Below are 16,928 nucleotides of genomic sequence, written 5' to 3' on the forward strand. Positions count from 1 at the left end.
CAATCGGGCACCAGCCTGCCTGGAAATCCACATGCTGAGCGGGGACGGGCATGATCATCGAGTTGAAGACCAGGCGGCGCTGGATCGTGTCCGTGCTTGCGGCCGTGGCCGAGGCGGAAGCGGCCCGCCCCCCCGCCCGCGTCGCGGCAAAGCCCTCCGCGCGGCGGCTCAGGCCCGGCGAAAAGGGCTTTGCCTCGCGGCTGAAGGCGGCCACCCGCGCGATGGCCCCGGCGGATTAGGCGTTCCGCGCCAGCCGCGCCTCCAGCACGTCGAAGGGCAGGCCGGGCTCGTCCTTGGCGCAGCGGATCACCAGGCTGGTCTTGACGTTCGCCACATGGTCGGCCTTCAGCAGTTCCTCGGTCAGGAAGCTCTGGAAGGTGGACAGATCGGGCGAGACGCATTTCAGGATGAAGTCGATCTCGCCGTTCAGCATGTGGCATTCGCGGACCAGCGGCCAGGCGCGGCAGCGGGCCTCGAAGGCGGAAAGGTCGGCCTCGGCCTGGCTCGACAGGCGCACCATGGCGAAGACCTGGACCTCGAACCCCAGTTCGCGCGCGTCGATATCGGCGTGATAGCCCTTGATATAGCCCTGCTCCTCCAGCCCGCGCACGCGGCGCAGGCAGGGCGGGGCCGAGATTCCGACCCTGCCGGCCAGTTCGACATTCGTCATCCGGCCATCGGCCTGCAATTCGGCCAGAATCTGACGGTCGATCGGGTCTAGCTTGTGTCCGGCCATCGGGGTGCCCTCTTTGAAGTCACCTTACTTAAGCGCCGAGCCGGGTTTGCGCAATAATGTTTCAACCGGGCGCAAGAAAACGCATTGTCGCAGGTTCGCCATGCCGGCAAGACCGCCATGCGGGGGCTTTCCGCCCCTGTCGCGGCGGACTATATCGGGACCGGATTTCTGCAGGGGGCAAGCATGGGCGAGACGCGTCACACCAGGGTTCTGATCATCGGTTCGGGGCCCGCGGGCTATACCGCCGCGATCTATTCCGCCCGCGCCATGCTGGAGCCCCTGCTGATCCAGGGCCTGCAGCCCGGCGGCCAGCTGACCATCACCACCGAGGTCGAGAACTGGCCCGGCGACACGGAAGTGCAGGGCCCCGACCTGATGGTCCGGATGGAGGAACACGCCAAGGCGATGGGGGCCGAGGTGATCAGCGACTACATCACCACGCTCGACCTGAAGCAGCGCCCCTTCACCGCCACCGCCGACAGCGGCATCACCTATACCGCCGATGCGGTGATCCTGGCCACCGGCGCGCAGGCGAAATGGCTGGGCCTGCCCTCCGAGGAGAAGTTCAAGGGTTTCGGCGTTTCGGCCTGCGCGACCTGCGACGGGTTCTTCTACCGCGGGAAAGAGGTCGTGGTGATCGGCGGCGGCAATACGGCGGTGGAAGAGGCGCTGTTCCTGACCAATTTCGCCGCGAAGGTCACCGTGATCCACCGCCGCGACAGCTTCCGCGCCGAGAAGATCCTGCAGGAGCGGCTGTTCAGGAACCCCAAGGTCGCGGTCGTCTGGGACAGCGAGGTGACCGAGATCCTGGGCACCGAGACCCCGCTCGGCGTCACCGCCGTCAAGGTCCGCAACCTGAAGTCTGGGGCCGAGTCCGAGATCCCCTGCGCCGGGTTCTTCGTCGCCATCGGCCATGCCCCGGCCTCGGAACTGGTGAAGGACCAGCTGCCGTTGCACTCGGGCGGCTATGTCGTGGTCGAGCCGGGCAGCACCCGCACCGCGATCCCCGGCGTCTTCGCGGCGGGCGACCTGACCGATCACATCTACCGCCAGGCCGTCACCAGCGCCGGAATGGGCTGCATGGCGGCGCTGGATGCCGAGAAATTCCTGGCCGGGCACTGATCCATCGGGACCGGCGGGCGCGACGGGGCAAGCGGCAACATTGACAATCCGCCCGCTCCGCCGCAAACCGGGCCCATGTCCCAGACCCTTCCCCTGATCGCGCTTGGCGGCGCCGCGGGTTCCGTCCTGCGCTACCTGATGGCCACCGCCATCGGCGCGCCCCTGGGCACGGCGGCGGTGAATGTGCTGGGCAGCTTCGCCATCGGCATGTTCTTCATCCTTCTCGGGCGCGAGGGCTGGCAGGTCCTGCTGATGACCGGCCTTCTGGGCGGCTTCACCACCTTTTCCGCCTTCTCGCTCGACACGCTGAAGTTGATCGAACGGGGCCAGCCGCTGCAGGCCCTGGCCTATGTCGCCGGCTCGGTCGCGCTTTCCCTTCTTGCGGTCGCCCTTGGCGCCGCCATCGCCCGGAGCCTGACATGACCGTCCAGATCCTGACCGTGACCGAGGACGAGGGCGAGCAGCGCCTGGACAAGTGGTTGCGCCGCCGCTTCCCGCACCTGACCCAGGGCGCGGTCGAGAAGCTGTGCCGCACCGGCCAGATCCGGGTGGACAAGGGCCGGGTCAAGGCCGCGGACCGGGTTTCCCCCGGCCAGATGGTGCGGGTGCCGCCGCTGCCGCCCGCCGAGGCCCCCGCCGATCCGCGCCCCAGGGGGATCAGCGCGGCGGATGCGAAGATGATCCAGGCGGCGGTCCTCTACAAGGACGAGCATCTGATCGTGCTGAACAAGCCCGCCGGCCTGCCGTCGCAAGGCGGCTCGGGCCAGGGCGAGCGGCATGTCGACGGCCTCGCCGAGGCGCTGAAGTTCGGCTACAAGGACAAGCCCAAGCTGGTGCATCGCCTCGACAAGGACACCTCCGGCGTCCTCATGCTCGCGCGCACCGACCGCGTGGCCCGGGCCCTGTCCGAGGCGCTGCGGCATCGGGCGGCGCGCAAGATCTACTGGGCGGTCGTCGCCGGCGTGCCGCATCCAAGGCAGGGCTCGATCAAGTTCGCGCTGGAAAAGGCGCCGGGCCGGGGCAGGGGGGGCGAGGGCGAGAAGATGCTCTGCGTCCACCCGGCGAAGATGGCCGACCACCCCGAGGCGAAGCGGGCGCATACCGATTATTTCACCCTCTGGTTCCTCGGCACCCGCCTGTCCTGGATGGCGCTGGAGCCGGTGACGGGCCGCACCCACCAGCTGCGCGCCCATATGGCCGAGATCGGGCATCCGATCCTGGGCGACGGCAAGTATGGCGGCTCCGAGACCGAGAACCTGGGCGACGGCTGGGGGGCGGGCACCGGCGGCGACCTTTCGAGAAAGCTGCACCTGCACGCACGCTCGCTGACCATCGAACACCCGATCCTGAAGACGCCGATGACCTTCACCGCGCCGCTGCCAGAGCATATGGCCCGTACCTGGAAGCTGCTGGACTGGAAGGAAACCGACGTCCCCGCCGACCCGTTCGAGGCGATCCGATGAGCGTCTGGGCCCCCCGCCGCTTCTGGACCACGGCCGGCACGGTTCCGGCCGAGGGCGGCGGCTTCGCCGTCCAGCTTGACGGCAAGCCGGTGCGCACGCCGCTGAAGGCGCCGCTGGTCCTGCCGACCGAGGGCCTCGCGCAGGCGGTGGCCGCCGAATGGCAGGCGGTCGAGGGCAAGGTCGACCCTTCCGTCATGCCCTTCACCCGCATGGCGAATTCCGCCATCGACAAGGTCGCGCCGCAGTTCGCGGCGGTGGCCGGGATGCTGGCCGAATACGGCGGCAGCGACCTGACCTGCTACCGCGCCGAGCGTCCCGAGGGCCTTGTTGCCCGTCAGGCCAAAGGCTGGGATCCGCTGCTCGACTGGACCGCCGCCACCTTCGCCGCGCCGCTGCACCCCACTCCCGGCGTGATGCCGCGCCCCCAGCCCGAGGCCAGCCTCGCCGCCCTCTCGGCGGCCGTCCATGCGATGACGCCCTTCCAGCTTGCGGCCTTCCACGATCTCGTCGCGCTCTCCGGCTCGCTGGTCCTCGCGCTGGCCGTGACAAGGGGCCGGCTGCGCGCCGAGGAGGCCTGGACCCTCAGCCGGATCGACGAGACCTGGCAGATCGAGGAATGGGGCGAGGACGAGGAGGCGGCCGAGGCAACCGCCCGCAAGCATGTCGATTTCCTGCAGGCGGACCGATTCTTCGCATTGTGCCGGTAACAATTGGGCAGGAAGACTGCGCAATTGATCGCCGATCCCGTGGCGACCTGCCACAACGCCGCGGAAACAGGCGTTTTTTCTGAATGTGACCGCTACCGCTTGACGTCCCAAACCGCTTTCGCCGAAACTGGCGGCACTGGGAGATCAGCTCCGCAGTCCGCCGGTCGCGGGGTCGATCGGCAGCAAGAAAAAGCGCGGCCCCTGGAAGGCCGCTCACTCAGGAAGAGGTAAGAATGAAAAAGACCGTATTCTTCGGCGCGCTGGCGGCCAGCACGCTTGTCGCCGGTCTGGCGGGGGCTGGAACGCTTGATGACGTCAAGGCGCGGGGGGAGTTGATCTGCGGATCGAACACCGGCCTGACCGGGTTCGGTGCCCCGGATGCCAGCGGCAACTGGACCGGCTTCGACGTCGACCTGTGCCGCGCCATCGCCGCGGCGGTCCTCGGCGATCCGAACAAGGTCAAGTTCCTGCCCACCACCGGCGAGACCCGTTTCACCGCGCTGCAATCGGGTGAGGTCGACGTCCTGGTCCGCAACTCGACCTGGTCCTACTCGCGCGATACCGAGCTGGCGCTCGATTTCGTGGCGGTGAACTACTACGACGGCCAGGGCTTCATGGTGAAGAAGGATCTCGGCGTCTCCTCGGCCAAGGAGCTGGACGGCGCCACCGTCTGCATCCAGACCGGCACCACGACCGAGCTGAACCTGGCCGACTTCTTCAAGCAGAACAACATCACCTACCAGCCCGTCACCGTGGCCGACGACTCCGAGGCGCAGCGGCAGTATCTGGCCGGCGCCTGCGACGCCTACACCACCGACGCCTCGGGCCTGGCCTCCAGCCGCGCGACCATGCCGGATGCCGAGACCCATATCATCCTGCCCGAGATCATCTCGAAGGAACCGCTCGGGCCGGCCGTTCGCCATGGCGACAACCAGTGGGGCGACGTGGTCCGCTGGACCTTCTTCGCGCTCCTGGTCGCCGAGGAAAAGGGCGTGACCTCGGCCAATGTCGAGGAAGTCGCGACCTCGACCACGGATGAGGAAGTGAAGCGGATGCTCGGCGTCTCGGGCGACATGGGCGCGAAGATGGGGCTCGACAACGACGCCTTCAAGCGCGCCATCGCCGCCGTCGGCAACTATGGCGAGGTCTACGCCCGCAACATCGGCGAAGGCACCACGATCAACCTGGCCCGCGGCCTGAACGCGCTGTGGACCCAAGGCGGCCTGCAATACGCCCCGCCGTTCCGTTGATCCCGACCCGGGGGCGCCCATCGTGGCGCCCCCTTTTTTCACGACAACGATAACCCGGCAGACCAGGGGCCATGACCCCGTCGCCACCGGAAAAACGGGGCCGTCTGCGGGCAACAGGGGGAAGCCATGGCAATGGCCACGGACGTGCCGAAAGACAGCTTTCGGCTCTCGATGCTGGTATACGATACGCGGTACAGGTCCTATACGATCCAGATCGTGGTCCTGCTTCTGTTCGCCATGGCGGTGGCCTGGCTTCTGAACAACACGGCGCAGAACCTTGCCGCGCGCGGGAAGGAGTTCGACTTCACCTTCCTCTGGCAGCGCGCGGGCTATGACATCGGCCAGCAGCTGATCCCCTATACCAACGACAGCACGCATTTCCGCGCGCTTCTGGTCGGGCTGATCAACACGCTGGTCGTGGCCTTCTGGGGCTGCATCTTCGCCACCATCCTCGGGGTGATCGTCGGCGTCCTGCGCCTGTCGCACAACTGGCTGATCAGCCGGATGATGACCGTCTATGTCGAGACCTTCCGCAACATTCCCCTGCTGCTCTGGATCCTCCTGTCCTACGTCATCCTCTCCGAGACGACGCCCCAGCCCCGCGATTTCCGGGTGACGGACGAGATGGCCGCCGCCGGAGAGGCGCCCGCCGCCTCGATGATCTTCTTCGACACCGTGGCCGTCACCAACCGCGGCACCAACATTCCCGCCCCCCTGTTCGAGCGCGGGCTCGGCTCGGTCGACCTGGGCTTCGTCACGCTGAACCTGACGCTTCTCGCCGTCCTCGCGGTCGTGGCGGGCTCGTTCTGGGTCAACCACCGCCTCGTCGCCGCCGCCCGCGCGCAGCAAGAGGCGACGGGAGTGCGGCCGGTGACCTGGTGGAAGTCGCTGCTGATCCTGTTCGTCCCCTTCATCGCGCTCATGGCCGGGCTCGGCTTCCATCTGGAAGTCCCGGTGCTGAAGGGCTTCAACTTCACCGGCGGCATCCTGGTCGCGCACAGCTTCACCGCCCTTCTGATCGCGCTGACGCTCTATACCGCCGCCTTCATCGCCGAGATCGTCCGCGCCGGGATCCAGGCCATCAGCCGCGGCCAGAGCGAGGCGGCCTTTGCGCTTGGCCTGCGCCCGAACCGGACCACGCGGCTGATCATCCTGCCCCAGGCGCTGCGGGTGATCATCCCGCCCCTGATCAGCCAGTATCTGAACCTGACCAAGAACACCTCGCTGGGGATCGCGGTCAGCTACCTCGACCTGCGCGGCACGCTGGGGGGCATCTCGCTGAACCAGACCGGGAGAGAGCTGGAATGCATGCTCCTGATGATGCTGATCTACCTGACGATCAGCCTGATCATCTCGGCCGCGATGAACCTCTACAACCGTTCCGTCCAGTTGAAGGCGCGCTAAGATGGACCAGCACTTTTCCCGCAGCGAGATGCTGCCCCCGCTGGCCCCGCCGATCACCGAGCGCGGCGCGGTCAAGTGGATGCGCGAGAACCTGTTCTCCACGCCGCTGAACGCGATCCTCACCCTGCTCGGCCTGGCCGCGATCTATGCGCTGGTCGCCGCCTCGCTGCCTTGGTGGCTGAACTCGGTCTGGAACGCGGAGAGTCTGGGCCAGTGCCGCGACATCGTCACCGCGACGGCGGGCGAGGGGGCCACCGGCGCCTGCTGGGCGATGATCCGCGAACGCTGGCACCAGTTCCTGTTCGGCTTCTACCCGCCGGACCAGTGGTGGCGGCCGATCCTGGCGCTTGGCCTGCTCTTCGTCGCCCTCGCGCCGGTCCTGTTCGCGGGCCAGAAGCGCAACATGGCCTTCCTCCTCGGCGGCATCGCGGTCTACCTGGTGGTGACGCTGACCCTCGCCGAGACCCCCGCCGCCGCCTTCGCGCTCGCCGTGGCGCTGGTCCTCGGCCTCACGGCCCTGTCCCAGGTGCAGCCCGGACGGCTTCTGTGGTTCACCGCGATCTATCCCGCGCTCTGCTTCTGGCTCTTGTGGGGCGGGTCGGTCTGGGTTCCGGCACTGACACTCGTCGGTCTTGCCGCAGCCGTGTTCTTCGCTTTCGGCAACCCGCTCAAGCTTGGCAGCCCCTGGCCGTTTCTGGGGGCCGTCCTGATCTTTCTGGTGGTCTTTCTTGATCCCATCAGCTCGATTCTGGATCTTGCGGGATGGATTGGCGGTTTCTTCACCGAAAGCGGCGTGCGGCTGGACCTTGGCGCGACCATCGGCGATGTGCGCTATTCGATCCGCGACATCTTCCCCCTGCTGCCCCACGGCATCGGCGAGATGGACAGTCTGGCCCCCATCGGCCTGAAGGCGATCAACTCCGACCTCTTCGGCGGTTTCCTCCTGGCCATCGTCATCGGCGTCACCGGGATCGCCTTCTCCCTGCCGATCGGCATCCTCCTGGCGCTGGGCCGCCAGTCCGACATGTTGATCGTCAAGACGCTCTCGGTCGGCTTCATCGAATTCGTCCGGGGCGTGCCCCTGATCACGCTCCTCTTCACCGCCTCGCTTCTGCTGCAGTACTTCCTGCCGCCGGGGACGAATTTCGACATCATCCTGCGCGTGATCATCCTGGTCACCTTCTTCGCCGCCGCCTACCTGGCCGAGGTGATCCGGGGCGGCCTCGCCGCCCTGCCGCGCGGCCAGTACGAGGCGGCGGATGCGCTCGGCCTCGACTACTGGCGGGCGCAGCGCCTCATCATCCTGCCGCAGGCGCTCAAGGTCTCGATCCCGGCGATCGTCTCCACCTTCATCGGCCTGTTCAAGGACACCACCCTGGTCGCCTTCGTCGGCCTGATGGACCCGCTGAAGGGCGTCACGCAAATCGTGCGCGCCGACATCGACTGGAAGGGCATCTACTGGGAGCCCTACATCTTCGTCGGCGCCATCTTCTTCATCATCTGCTTCGGCATGTCCCGATACTCGATGTATCTGGAAAAGAAGCTGAAGACCGATCATCGCTAAGGGCACATCATGGCAGAAGCAGCTAAAATGCAGGTCTCGGACGAGGTCGCGATCCAGATCACCGGCATGAACAAGTGGTACGGCCAGTTCCACGTCTTGCGCGACATCAACATGACCGTGATGCGCGGCGAACGCATCGTGATCTGCGGCCCCTCGGGCTCGGGCAAGTCGACGCTGATCCGCTGCATCAACCGGCTGGAGGAACACCAGCAGGGCCAGATCATCGTCGACGGTACCGAGCTGACCAACGACCTGAAGAACATCGACAAGGTGCGCTCCGAGGTCGGGATGGTGTTCCAGCACTTCAACCTCTTCCCGCATCTCACGATCCTGGAGAACCTGACCCTGGCCCCGATCTGGGTCCGCAAGGTGCCGAAGAAGGAAGCCGAGGAAACCGCGATGTATTTCCTCTCCAAGGTCAAGATCCCGGAACAGGCGCACAAATACCCCGGCCAGCTATCCGGCGGCCAGCAGCAGCGCGTCGCCATCGCGCGGTCCCTGTGCATGAAGCCCCGGATCATGCTCTTCGACGAGCCGACCTCGGCCCTTGATCCCGAGATGATCAAGGAGGTGCTGGACACGATGATCCAGCTGGCGCAGGAGGGGATGACCATGCTCTGCGTCACGCATGAGATGGGCTTTGCCCAGGCGGTGGCGAACCGGGTCATCTTCATGGACCAGGGCCAGATCGTCGAACAGAACGCCCCGAAGGAATTCTTCTCGAACCCGCAAAGCGAACGGACGAAGCTGTTCCTCAGCCAGATCCTCGGGCACTGACCACCCCCGGGGCCCGCCGGCTTGATCTTCCGGCGGGCCTCGGCGATAGTCGGGGCGACAGTGACCAGTGCAACCCCGGACAGCCTCTTGCGCATAACGGCCGTGACTTGCGTCAAGAACGAGGGGCCGTTCCTGATCGAATGGATCGCCTTCAACCGGGTCATCGGCGTGACCGATTTCCTCATCTATTCCAACGATTGCACCGATGCGACCGACCTGATCCTCGACCGGATGCAGGACCTGGGCCTCGTCCGCCACCTGCCCAACCCCGCCGAGGGCCGCAATTACCAGATGGAGGCGCTGAAGGACGCGCGCCGGCAACCCGTCGTGCTTGACGCCGACTGGATCTGGATCGCCGATGTCGACGAATTCCTGAACATCCACGCCGGCAACGGCACCATCCCCGAACTGGTCGCGGCCTGCGGCAATCCCCATGCCATCAGCGTGACCTTTCAGTTCTTCGCCAATTCCGGGATCGAGACCTTCGAGGACCGCCCGGTGATCGAGCAATTCACCCGCTCGCACAATCCCGACATCTGGTGCGCCGAGACCCGGCAAGAGGTGAAGACCCTGATCCGCCGCGATTTTCCGGTGAAATACTACGGCGCGCACCGGCCCTTCATGAGCGAGGGCGTGAAAAAGGCCGACCGCCCGGTCTGGACCGATGGTTCGGGCCGCGATGTGCCCTGGAAATTCCGCTCCGCCGGCAACAAGCAATGGATCCGGAAGTTCCCGGCCAAGGGCGCGCGCGCCCATGCCACGCTCAACCATTACGCGCTGCGCTCGCTGGACAGCTATCTGGTGAAGAATGACCGCGGCGACGTGAACCGCGAGAACCGCCATTTCGACGACAGCTATTGGCGCGAGCGCAACGATCCCGCCCATGAGGATCGCTCGATCCTGCGCATGCTGCCGCGGCTGCGCGAGGAGATGGCCAGGCTCAGGGCCGATGCGCGATTGCGCGACCTGCACGACAGCGCCGTCGCCGCCCATCGCGCCACCCGCGACCGTCTCCTGGCCGATCCCGACTACCGCGCCCTGCGCGACCGGCTGCGACAGCTTCCGACCGAAAGCCCGGCGGAACTGGCGCTTCTGGAGTTGATCGGGTGAGCCGGCGCTGATGCGGATCCTCGTGCATATCGGTATGCCGCACTGCGGGGCAGAGGCGATGCAATCGGCCCTCGGGCAATTGCGGCCCGAGCTTTTGCGCAAGGGCGTCCTCTATTCCGGCGCGGCGGGGCGCAGCAACCACAGCCGGCTTTACATGGCGGTGTCCGATCCCGACCGCGGCGATCCCCTGCGCCATGCCCGCGGCTTCGCCTCGCCCCCGGCGCAGGAGAAGCTGCGGCGCGACCTGGCCCGGGAGCTTGCGGCCGAGGCCGCGCGCCATCCCGATGCCCGCCTTCTCCTCTTTTCCGCGCCGCAACTCGCGACCCTGCCCGATACGGCCGAGCTTGAGCGGCTGCGCGCCCTCCTCGCGCCCCTGTCCGACGATATCACGATCCTCGCCCATCTGGACGAACAGGCGCGCATCCTGGCCCGGTTCTATGCCGAGGCCCTGCGCCACGGCCGCCTCGCCTCCCTCCAGCAAGAGCTTTCGCTGGCGGCAAGCGGCGCGCCCTGGGCCGAAACCGCGATTGCCGGCTGGGGGCCGGTGCAAGCCGCGCAGGATTGCGCCGAGATCCAGGGAATCCCGCATTGGCTGGATTACCCGGCGCTGCTGGCGCGCTGGCAGCAGGTCTTTGGCGCCGAGAAGGTGATCCTGCGCCCCCACGACCCGACCGGCGCGGCGCTTCCGGATCAGCTTTGCGCGCTTCTCGGCCTCAAGGCCCTGCGCAAGAAGATCGAGGCCCCGCCCGTGGACCCCCCGGTCTCCGCCGTCACGCTGGCCCGCTGGCGCCAGCTGAACGCCGTCCTGGCCAGGGTGCTGGCGACAGGCCGCAACGTCCCGCGCCCGCTCTGGCGCGGCCTTCTGGCCGAGGCGTCGCTTCCCGGCCCGCCGGTCGAGGCGGGGGCGCTGGCCGCCCTCTCCCGCCGCTTCCAGCCCGGGAACCGCGCGCTCGTCGCCCGCTTTCCGGACCTCGCCGATTGCCTCGGCCCGGAGGAGCCCCGGCCCGACTGGACCGAGCCCGCCCCCGGCTTCGGTTTTCGCGCGACGCAATATGTCGCCGCGATCCTGCCCGCGATCCTTGAGGCCACGGCCGCAAGGCCGGCAGAGCAGGCCGGATTGAGCCCGGCGGCCGAACGCCTGCTGTCCGACAAGGCGAAAGAGATCCTCGCCTCGCTGAAAGGCAACCGCTTCGCCCCGCATGACCGGATCGGTCCCCGGAGCGACGCCGAGGCGACACCCTTCGCCGAAACCACGCTCGCCCCCTTGCCCGCCGGCAAGACCGGCAAGGTCATCCTGGCCTGCATGAAGAACGAGGCCCCCTATATCCTGGAATGGATCGCCTACCATCGCCAGATCGGTATCGACAATTTCCTGATCTACACCAATGATTGCAGCGACGGCACCGATGCGTTGCTGGACCGCCTGCAGGACCTCGGCCTGGTCCAGCACCGGCCGAACGGCGACTGGAAGGGAAACTCGCCGCAACAGCATGCCCTGAACAAGGCCCTGCGCGAGGAGATGGTGCGCAATGCCGACTGGCTGATCCATATCGACGTGGACGAATTCATCAATGTCCGGGCCGGGAACGGCACGCTGGACGATTTCCTTGCCTGCGTCCCCGATGCCACCAATGTCGCCATGACCTGGCGCATGTTCGGCAACAACCGGGTGGAGAGGTTCGAGGACCGTCCGGTGATCGCGCAATTCGATCATGCGGCGCCAAGATACTGCCCCAAGCCGCATACCTCCTGGGGCTTCAAGACCATGACCCGCAATTCCGGCGTCTATGGCAAACTCTCCTGCCACCGGCCGAACAAGCGCAACCCCGGCGCCCCCGTGCAATGGGTGAACGGATCCGGAAAGCCGATGCCCGCGCGCTATCACGACAAGGGCTGGCGCTCGGATCCGTCGAGCGTCGGCTATGACATGCTGCAACTCAATCACTATGCGCTCCGCTCGGCCGAAAGCTTCCTGATCAAGCGCCAGCGCGGCCGGGCCCTGCATGTCGACCGCTCGATCGGGCTGAACTACTGGGTGCGGATGGACTGGTCGCAGAACCGGGATGTCACGATCATGCGCAACCTTCCGCGCCTCGCGGCCGAAACCGCGCGCCTCATGGCCGACCCCGAGGTGAAGCGGCTGCATCTGGCCGCGGTGGACTGGCACCGGGCCAAGGCCGCCGAACTGCGCGACACCCCCGAATTCGCCGAATTGCTCCGGCAGGCCCAGGCCGTTCAGCTTGACGATCTGGAACGGGCCGCCATGGCGCTGGCGCTTGAGATCGACGGATAACCCCATGAGCCCAGCCGAAAAGCGCAAGAATATCGTCCTGATCAGCTTCGATGACGCCGTCGCCTTCTGGAAATACAAGACCCTGTTCGGCGCGGAATTGCAGACGCCGAACCTCGACCGGATCCGCGCGGTCTCGACCACCTTCTCGGCCGCCTATTGCCAGTCGCCATTGTGCGGCCCCTCGCGCGCCAGCTTCATGTCCGGCCGCTCGCCGATCGAGACCGGGATCCTCTCCAACCGCATCGAGGCCTTCAGCATCCTGAAACCCCGGGACATCTGGTCCCACGGCCTGAAGCGCGACGGCTATTTCTGCTCGTCCGGCGGCAAGGTGCATCACGGCTATGTCCCGCTTCCCGGCGCGATCCACGACCAGCTCTATTCGGACGCGCCGAAGCAGTTCCCCCGGGATCTCCGGCTTCGCCCCGGCGTCAGCGCCAATATCTCGGGCGGCGCCGGCGGCGGGATCGCGACCCTGGATCCCGCGGATGACGGCAGCTATTACGACGCCCATTCCGCCCGGTCCTTTGCCGAATTCATCGCGAATTACGACGGCGACGCCCCGTTCTACCGCGAGGTCGGTTTCTTCAGCCCGCATAATCCCTTCATCACCCCGGCCCGCTTCAAGCAGCTCTACAGGATCGGCGATTTCGAATACCCGCCGGAATGGGAGGAGGAGCTGCAGCCCGAAGGAGAGCGGTCGGACTCCGTGCGGGCCAATTTCAAGACCAACCGCAAGCGGCATTGGCAAAAGAGCGTCCGCAACTACTTCTCGGCCATATCGCATGGCGACCACCATCTGGGGACGGTCTGGGATGCGCTGCAATCCTCGCGCCATGCCGGGAATACCATTCTGGTAATCCTGACCGATCACGGCATGCATCTGGGGGAAAAGCGGCGGTTCGGGAAATCGACGCTTCTGGAGCAGGTCGCCAATGTGCCGCTCATCCTCCACGACCCCGCCCGGCCCCGGCCGCAGGAGGTGACCGATCCGGTCGGCCTGATCGACGTCGGGCCGACGGTCCTGTCGATGGTCGGCCTGCCCGCCCCCGCGCATGGCCTGGGGCAATCCCTGGCTCCGCTGATCGCGGGTGCCGAAAGCCTGCCGGACCGCGCCATTCCCACGTTCCGGGCCGACGGCGCCTCGATCCGCCTGGGCCGCTACAGGTTCACGCGGACCAGGGACGGCGACACATCCCTGCATGACCTGGTGGATGACTGGTGGCAGCAAAGGGACCTCGGCCCCGCTCATCCGGCCCATGCCGAACTGGCGCAGGCCTTTGCCGAGGTCTGCAAGACCTATGGCGCCGCCGGAATGTTCCCGGACGGGTGACAGCCCGGACCGCTTCCCCGGTATCCGCGACGCGCCGGGCCCGGGGCCCTAGCGCCGGACCTGCGGCTTCACTCTGGGCTCGGTCGAGCGGATCTGGCTGCCCGCGCCGTGGTCGGTGAACAGTTCCAGCAGGCAGGCGTTCGGCACCTTGCCGTCCAGGATCGTGACCGCCCGCGTCCCCTGTTCGATCGCCATCAGCGCGGTCTCGGTCTTCGGGATCATCCCGCCCGAGATCACCCCGTCCCGCGTCATCTGCCGGATCTCGTCCGGCGTGATCTGGGTCATCACCTCGCCCGAGGCATCCTTGACCCCCGGCACGTCGGTCAAGAGCAGGAGGCGGTCCGCCTTCAGCGCCCCGGCGATCGCCCCGGCGGCGGTGTCGCCGTTCACGTTGAAGGTCTCGTTGTCCTGCATCCCCGTCGCCACCGGCGCCACCACCGGGATGATCCCGGCGTTGTAAAGGTCGCGCAGCACCTGCACGTTCATCTCGACCGGGCGGCCGACATAGCCCAGTTCGGGGTCGTCCGGCTCGCAGACTATCAGGTCGTCGTCCTTGCCCGAGATCCCCACCGCGCGCCCGCCCGCATCCATGATCGCCTGCACGATCCGCTTGTTGACCAGGCCCGAGAGGATCATCTCGACCACCTGCACGGTCGCCTTGTCGGTGACCCGCTTGCCGCGCACGAATTCCGACTTGATGCCCAGCTTGGTCAGCATCTCGTTGATCATCGGCCCGCCGCCATGGACCACCACCGGATGCACGCCGACCTGCTTCATCAGCACGATGTCGCGGGCGAATTCCGCCATCGCCGCGTCGTCGCCCATGGCATTGCCGCCGAACTTGACGACCACCACCGCGCCCTCGAACCTTTGCAGGTAGGGCAGCGCCTCGGACAGCATCTTCGCGGTGGTCTTGGCGTCTTCTGCGGTCAGGGTCTGCTGCTTCATCGGGACCTCCATGCTTTCGCGCCGCATAAGCCTTTTCCACCCCCCCGCCAAGACTATTCGGCCAAGCCTTGCCTTCCCCATCGGCGCGGGTAGCTTGTCACGCCAAAGGAGACCGCGATGTCCGAACGGAAAACCCTCGTCCTGACCGGCGCAAGCCGGGGGATCGGCCATGCCACCGTCAAGCGGTTCTCGGCCGAGGGCTGGCGGGTCCTGACCTGCTCGCGCCAGCCCTTCGATCCGCGCTGCCCCTGGCCCGGCGGCGAGGCGAGCCATATCGAGCTGGACCTTGCCGACCCGAACAAGACCATCGCCGCGATCGGGACGATCAGGGAAAAGGCCGGCGGCCGGATCCATGCCCTGGTGAACAACGCCGGAATCAGCCCGAAAGGCCCCGGCGGCTCGCGGCTGAACACGCTCGAGACCGACCTGCGCACCTGGGGCCATGTCTTCCACGTCAATTTCTTCGCCAGCGTGATCCTGGCCCGCGGCCTCAAGGACGAGCTTGCCGCCGCGCGGGGCAGCATCGTCAACGTCACCTCCATCGCGGGCTCGCGCGTCCATCCCTTCGCCGGGGCGGCCTATGCCACCTCGAAGGCGGCGCTGGCGGCGCTCACGCGCGAGATGGCGCATGACTTCGGCCCGCTCGGCGTGCGCGTCAACGCCATCGCGCCCGGCGAGGTGGAGACCGCGATCCTCTCGCCGGGGACCGAGAAGATCGTCGAGAAACTGCCCATGCAGCGCCTCGGCCAGCCGCGCGAGGTGGCGGATGTGATCTGGTTCCTCTGCTCGGACCAGTCCAGCTACATCTCCGGCGCCGAGATCGAGGTCAACGGCGCCCAGCACGTCTGACCGCCCCGCCGCCCGCCCCGCCTCGCAGGATGCGCTATGGCGCAGCTTCCGATCTTGGGGGCACGGTTCCGGCACCCCCTGCCGCCGCGCGAGGTGGCAGTCCAGCTACATCTCCGGCGCCGGGATCAAGGTCAACGGCGCCCAGCACGTCTGACCGCCGCACCTCGTAGGGTGCGCTACAGCGCACCTTCCGCCAGACCGCACGTCGCGCCATCCGATTCGCCAAACACGGTTAATGCCACCCCCTCCCGCCCGGCGTCTGTACCGATGCCAGACAGATGCCAGACGCAAGGCAGACGGTCCCGCCGCTCGGGAAACCTCCATTAACGCAGCGTTTCCAAACCCTTGTCCGGCATCGCGCCGCCCCATCGGACCCGCGTTCATCTTCCCGTAACCAATCCCCGCCCACCCCCGCTTTGCCCTCGACCCCGGCCTCTGGCATAAGGGCGCATCCCGCGCGAGGCACCCATGCTTGACGACACCGACGACGACATCCACCCGCTTTTCCACGGCGCGCCCAAGGGGCTGGAGTTCCGCAAGCTGAGGAAGCGCCTGGTGCAACAGGTGCGCGAGGCGATCGACACCTATGGCATGGCGAAACCCGGCGACCGCTGGCTGGTCTGCCTTTCGGGCGGCAAGGACAGCTATACGCTGCTCGCCATCCTGCACGAGCTGAAATGGCGCGGCCTTCTGCCGGTGGATCTCCTGGCCTGCAACCTCGACCAGGGCCAGCCCAATTTCCCCGCGACCGTCCTGCCCGGCTTCCTGTCGAAGATGGGCGTTCCGCACCGGATCGAATACCAGGACACCTATTCGGTGGTGATCGACAAGATCAGGCCGGGCGGGACGATGTGCAGCCTCTGCTCCCGGCTAAGACGCGGAAATCTCTATCGTATCGCCCGCGAGGAGGGCTGCTCGACCGTCGTTCTGGGGCATCATCGCGACGACATCCTCGAGACCTTCTTCATGAATCTCTTCCATGGCGGCAGGCTGGCTTCGATGCCGCCGCGCCTCTTGAACGAGGAGGGCGACCTCTACCTCGCCCGCCCGCTGGCCTTCGTCTCCGAGGAGGATTGCGGGAAATTCGCCGCCGGGATGAACTATCCGATCATCCCCTGCGACCTTTGCGGCAGCCAGGACGGCTTGCAGCGCGCCCAGGTCAAGAAGCTCCTCAACGAGTGGGAGGCGCGCACGCCGGGCCGCCGCCAGGTGATGTTCCGCGCGCTGATGAACGTCCGGCCCTCGCATCTGGCCGATCCGGACCTGTTCGACTTTGCCGGGCTGACTGCCGCTCTGGCAGATGGCGACAATTCTACGCAACTTCCGGACGAGCGTTAAGGAACTGATCACGAACATCCCGCTAACCTGCCCGGAA

At 66.8% G+C, this 16,928-nt stretch carries 16 protein-coding genes; 14 read left to right on the plus strand and 2 right to left on the minus strand.

All coding sequences use genetic code 11. The features are described 5' to 3' along the window. Nucleotides 1-50 precede the first annotated feature (50 nt). Nucleotides 51-239: a hypothetical protein gene (locus tag ACE3UA_RS15165; protein ID WP_374646563.1), complete on the plus strand. Its 189-nt coding sequence runs from the start codon at nucleotides 51-53 to the stop codon at nucleotides 237-239. Here the strand turns inward: ACE3UA_RS15165 and ACE3UA_RS15170 are convergent. After that, on the minus strand, nucleotides 236-736 hold the full coding sequence (locus ACE3UA_RS15170) for an Lrp/AsnC family transcriptional regulator (RefSeq protein ID WP_197642579.1): 501 nt from the start codon (nucleotides 734-736) through the stop codon (nucleotides 236-238). The genes ACE3UA_RS15165 and ACE3UA_RS15170 overlap by 4 nt on opposite strands. A gap of 183 nt (nucleotides 737-919) precedes the next feature. On the opposite strand from ACE3UA_RS15170, the gene trxB reads away from it, so the two are divergent. The 11 genes from trxB to ACE3UA_RS15225 all read left to right on the plus strand — a co-directional run bounded on the left by trxB (nucleotide 920) and on the right by ACE3UA_RS15225 (nucleotide 13,756). Continuing rightward, nucleotides 920-1,858: a thioredoxin-disulfide reductase gene (trxB, locus tag ACE3UA_RS15175; RefSeq protein WP_374646566.1), complete on the plus strand. Its 939-nt coding sequence runs from the start codon at nucleotides 920-922 to the stop codon at nucleotides 1,856-1,858. 75 nt (nucleotides 1,859-1,933) lie between these two features. Then, nucleotides 1,934-2,281 (plus strand): fluoride efflux transporter CrcB, encoded by a 348-nt coding sequence (gene crcB / locus ACE3UA_RS15180; RefSeq protein WP_374646568.1) that lies wholly within the window; start codon nucleotides 1,934-1,936, stop codon nucleotides 2,279-2,281. Beyond that, nucleotides 2,278-3,321, plus strand: coding sequence for an RluA family pseudouridine synthase (locus ACE3UA_RS15185; RefSeq protein WP_374646570.1), 1,044 nt, complete (start codon nucleotides 2,278-2,280; stop codon nucleotides 3,319-3,321). The genes crcB and ACE3UA_RS15185 overlap by 4 nt, the downstream gene beginning before the upstream one ends. After that, nucleotides 3,318-4,028, plus strand: a complete 711-nt coding sequence (locus ACE3UA_RS15190) for an ATP12 family chaperone protein (RefSeq protein ID WP_374646572.1) — start codon at nucleotides 3,318-3,320, stop codon at nucleotides 4,026-4,028. Before ACE3UA_RS15185 ends, ACE3UA_RS15190 begins: the two co-directional genes overlap by 4 nt. Nucleotides 4,029-4,261: 233 nt before the next feature. Beyond that, nucleotides 4,262-5,278, plus strand: a complete 1,017-nt coding sequence (locus ACE3UA_RS15195; protein ID WP_374646574.1) for an amino acid ABC transporter substrate-binding protein — start codon at nucleotides 4,262-4,264, stop codon at nucleotides 5,276-5,278. Between the two features lie 126 nt (nucleotides 5,279-5,404). Continuing rightward, the gene (locus tag ACE3UA_RS15200) at nucleotides 5,405-6,682 is read left to right on the plus strand and encodes an amino acid ABC transporter permease (RefSeq protein ID WP_374646576.1); all 1,278 of its coding nucleotides are present in this window, start codon (nucleotides 5,405-5,407) and stop codon (nucleotides 6,680-6,682) included. Nucleotide 6,683: 1 nt separating this feature from the next. Further along, nucleotides 6,684-8,246, plus strand: a complete 1,563-nt coding sequence (locus ACE3UA_RS15205; protein ID WP_374646578.1) for an amino acid ABC transporter permease — start codon at nucleotides 6,684-6,686, stop codon at nucleotides 8,244-8,246. Between the two features lie 9 nt (nucleotides 8,247-8,255). Beyond that, a complete protein-coding gene (locus ACE3UA_RS15210) occupies nucleotides 8,256-9,023 on the plus strand; it encodes an amino acid ABC transporter ATP-binding protein (RefSeq protein WP_197642586.1) in 768 nt (255 codons plus the stop codon). An 87-nt stretch (nucleotides 9,024-9,110) separates the two neighbouring features. Beyond that, the gene (locus ACE3UA_RS15215; RefSeq protein WP_374646608.1) at nucleotides 9,111-10,133 is read left to right on the plus strand and encodes a glycosyltransferase family 2 protein; all 1,023 of its coding nucleotides are present in this window, start codon (nucleotides 9,111-9,113) and stop codon (nucleotides 10,131-10,133) included. A 10-nt stretch (nucleotides 10,134-10,143) separates the two neighbouring features. Further along, nucleotides 10,144-12,426 carry a glycosyltransferase family 2 protein gene (locus ACE3UA_RS15220; RefSeq protein WP_374646580.1) on the plus strand — a complete coding sequence of 761 codons (2,283 nt, stop codon included), beginning with the start codon at nucleotides 10,144-10,146 and terminating at the stop codon, nucleotides 12,424-12,426. A 4-nt stretch (nucleotides 12,427-12,430) separates the two neighbouring features. Further along, complete coding sequence (locus tag ACE3UA_RS15225; protein ID WP_374646582.1) at nucleotides 12,431-13,756, plus strand: sulfatase-like hydrolase/transferase; 1,326 nt, start codon at nucleotides 12,431-12,433, stop codon at nucleotides 13,754-13,756. A gap of 48 nt (nucleotides 13,757-13,804) precedes the next feature. Here the strand turns inward: ACE3UA_RS15225 and argB are convergent, their stop codons facing one another. Continuing rightward, complete coding sequence (gene argB / locus ACE3UA_RS15230; RefSeq protein ID WP_374646584.1) at nucleotides 13,805-14,704, minus strand: acetylglutamate kinase; 900 nt, start codon at nucleotides 14,702-14,704, stop codon at nucleotides 13,805-13,807. Nucleotides 14,705-14,821: 117 nt separating this feature from the next. Here argB and ACE3UA_RS15235 point away from each other — a divergent pair, with 117 nt between their 5' ends. Beyond that, nucleotides 14,822-15,553, plus strand: a complete 732-nt coding sequence (locus tag ACE3UA_RS15235) for an SDR family NAD(P)-dependent oxidoreductase (RefSeq protein WP_374646586.1) — start codon at nucleotides 14,822-14,824, stop codon at nucleotides 15,551-15,553. A 468-nt stretch (nucleotides 15,554-16,021) separates the two neighbouring features. Then, a complete protein-coding gene (gene ttcA / locus ACE3UA_RS15240) occupies nucleotides 16,022-16,891 on the plus strand; it encodes a tRNA 2-thiocytidine(32) synthetase TtcA (protein ID WP_374646588.1) in 870 nt (289 codons plus the stop codon). Nucleotides 16,892-16,928: the final 37 nt, after the last annotated feature.

The sequence above is a fragment of the Tabrizicola sp. genome (assembly GCF_041919135.1).
GTDB lineage: Bacteria > Pseudomonadota > Alphaproteobacteria > Rhodobacterales > Rhodobacteraceae > Tabrizicola.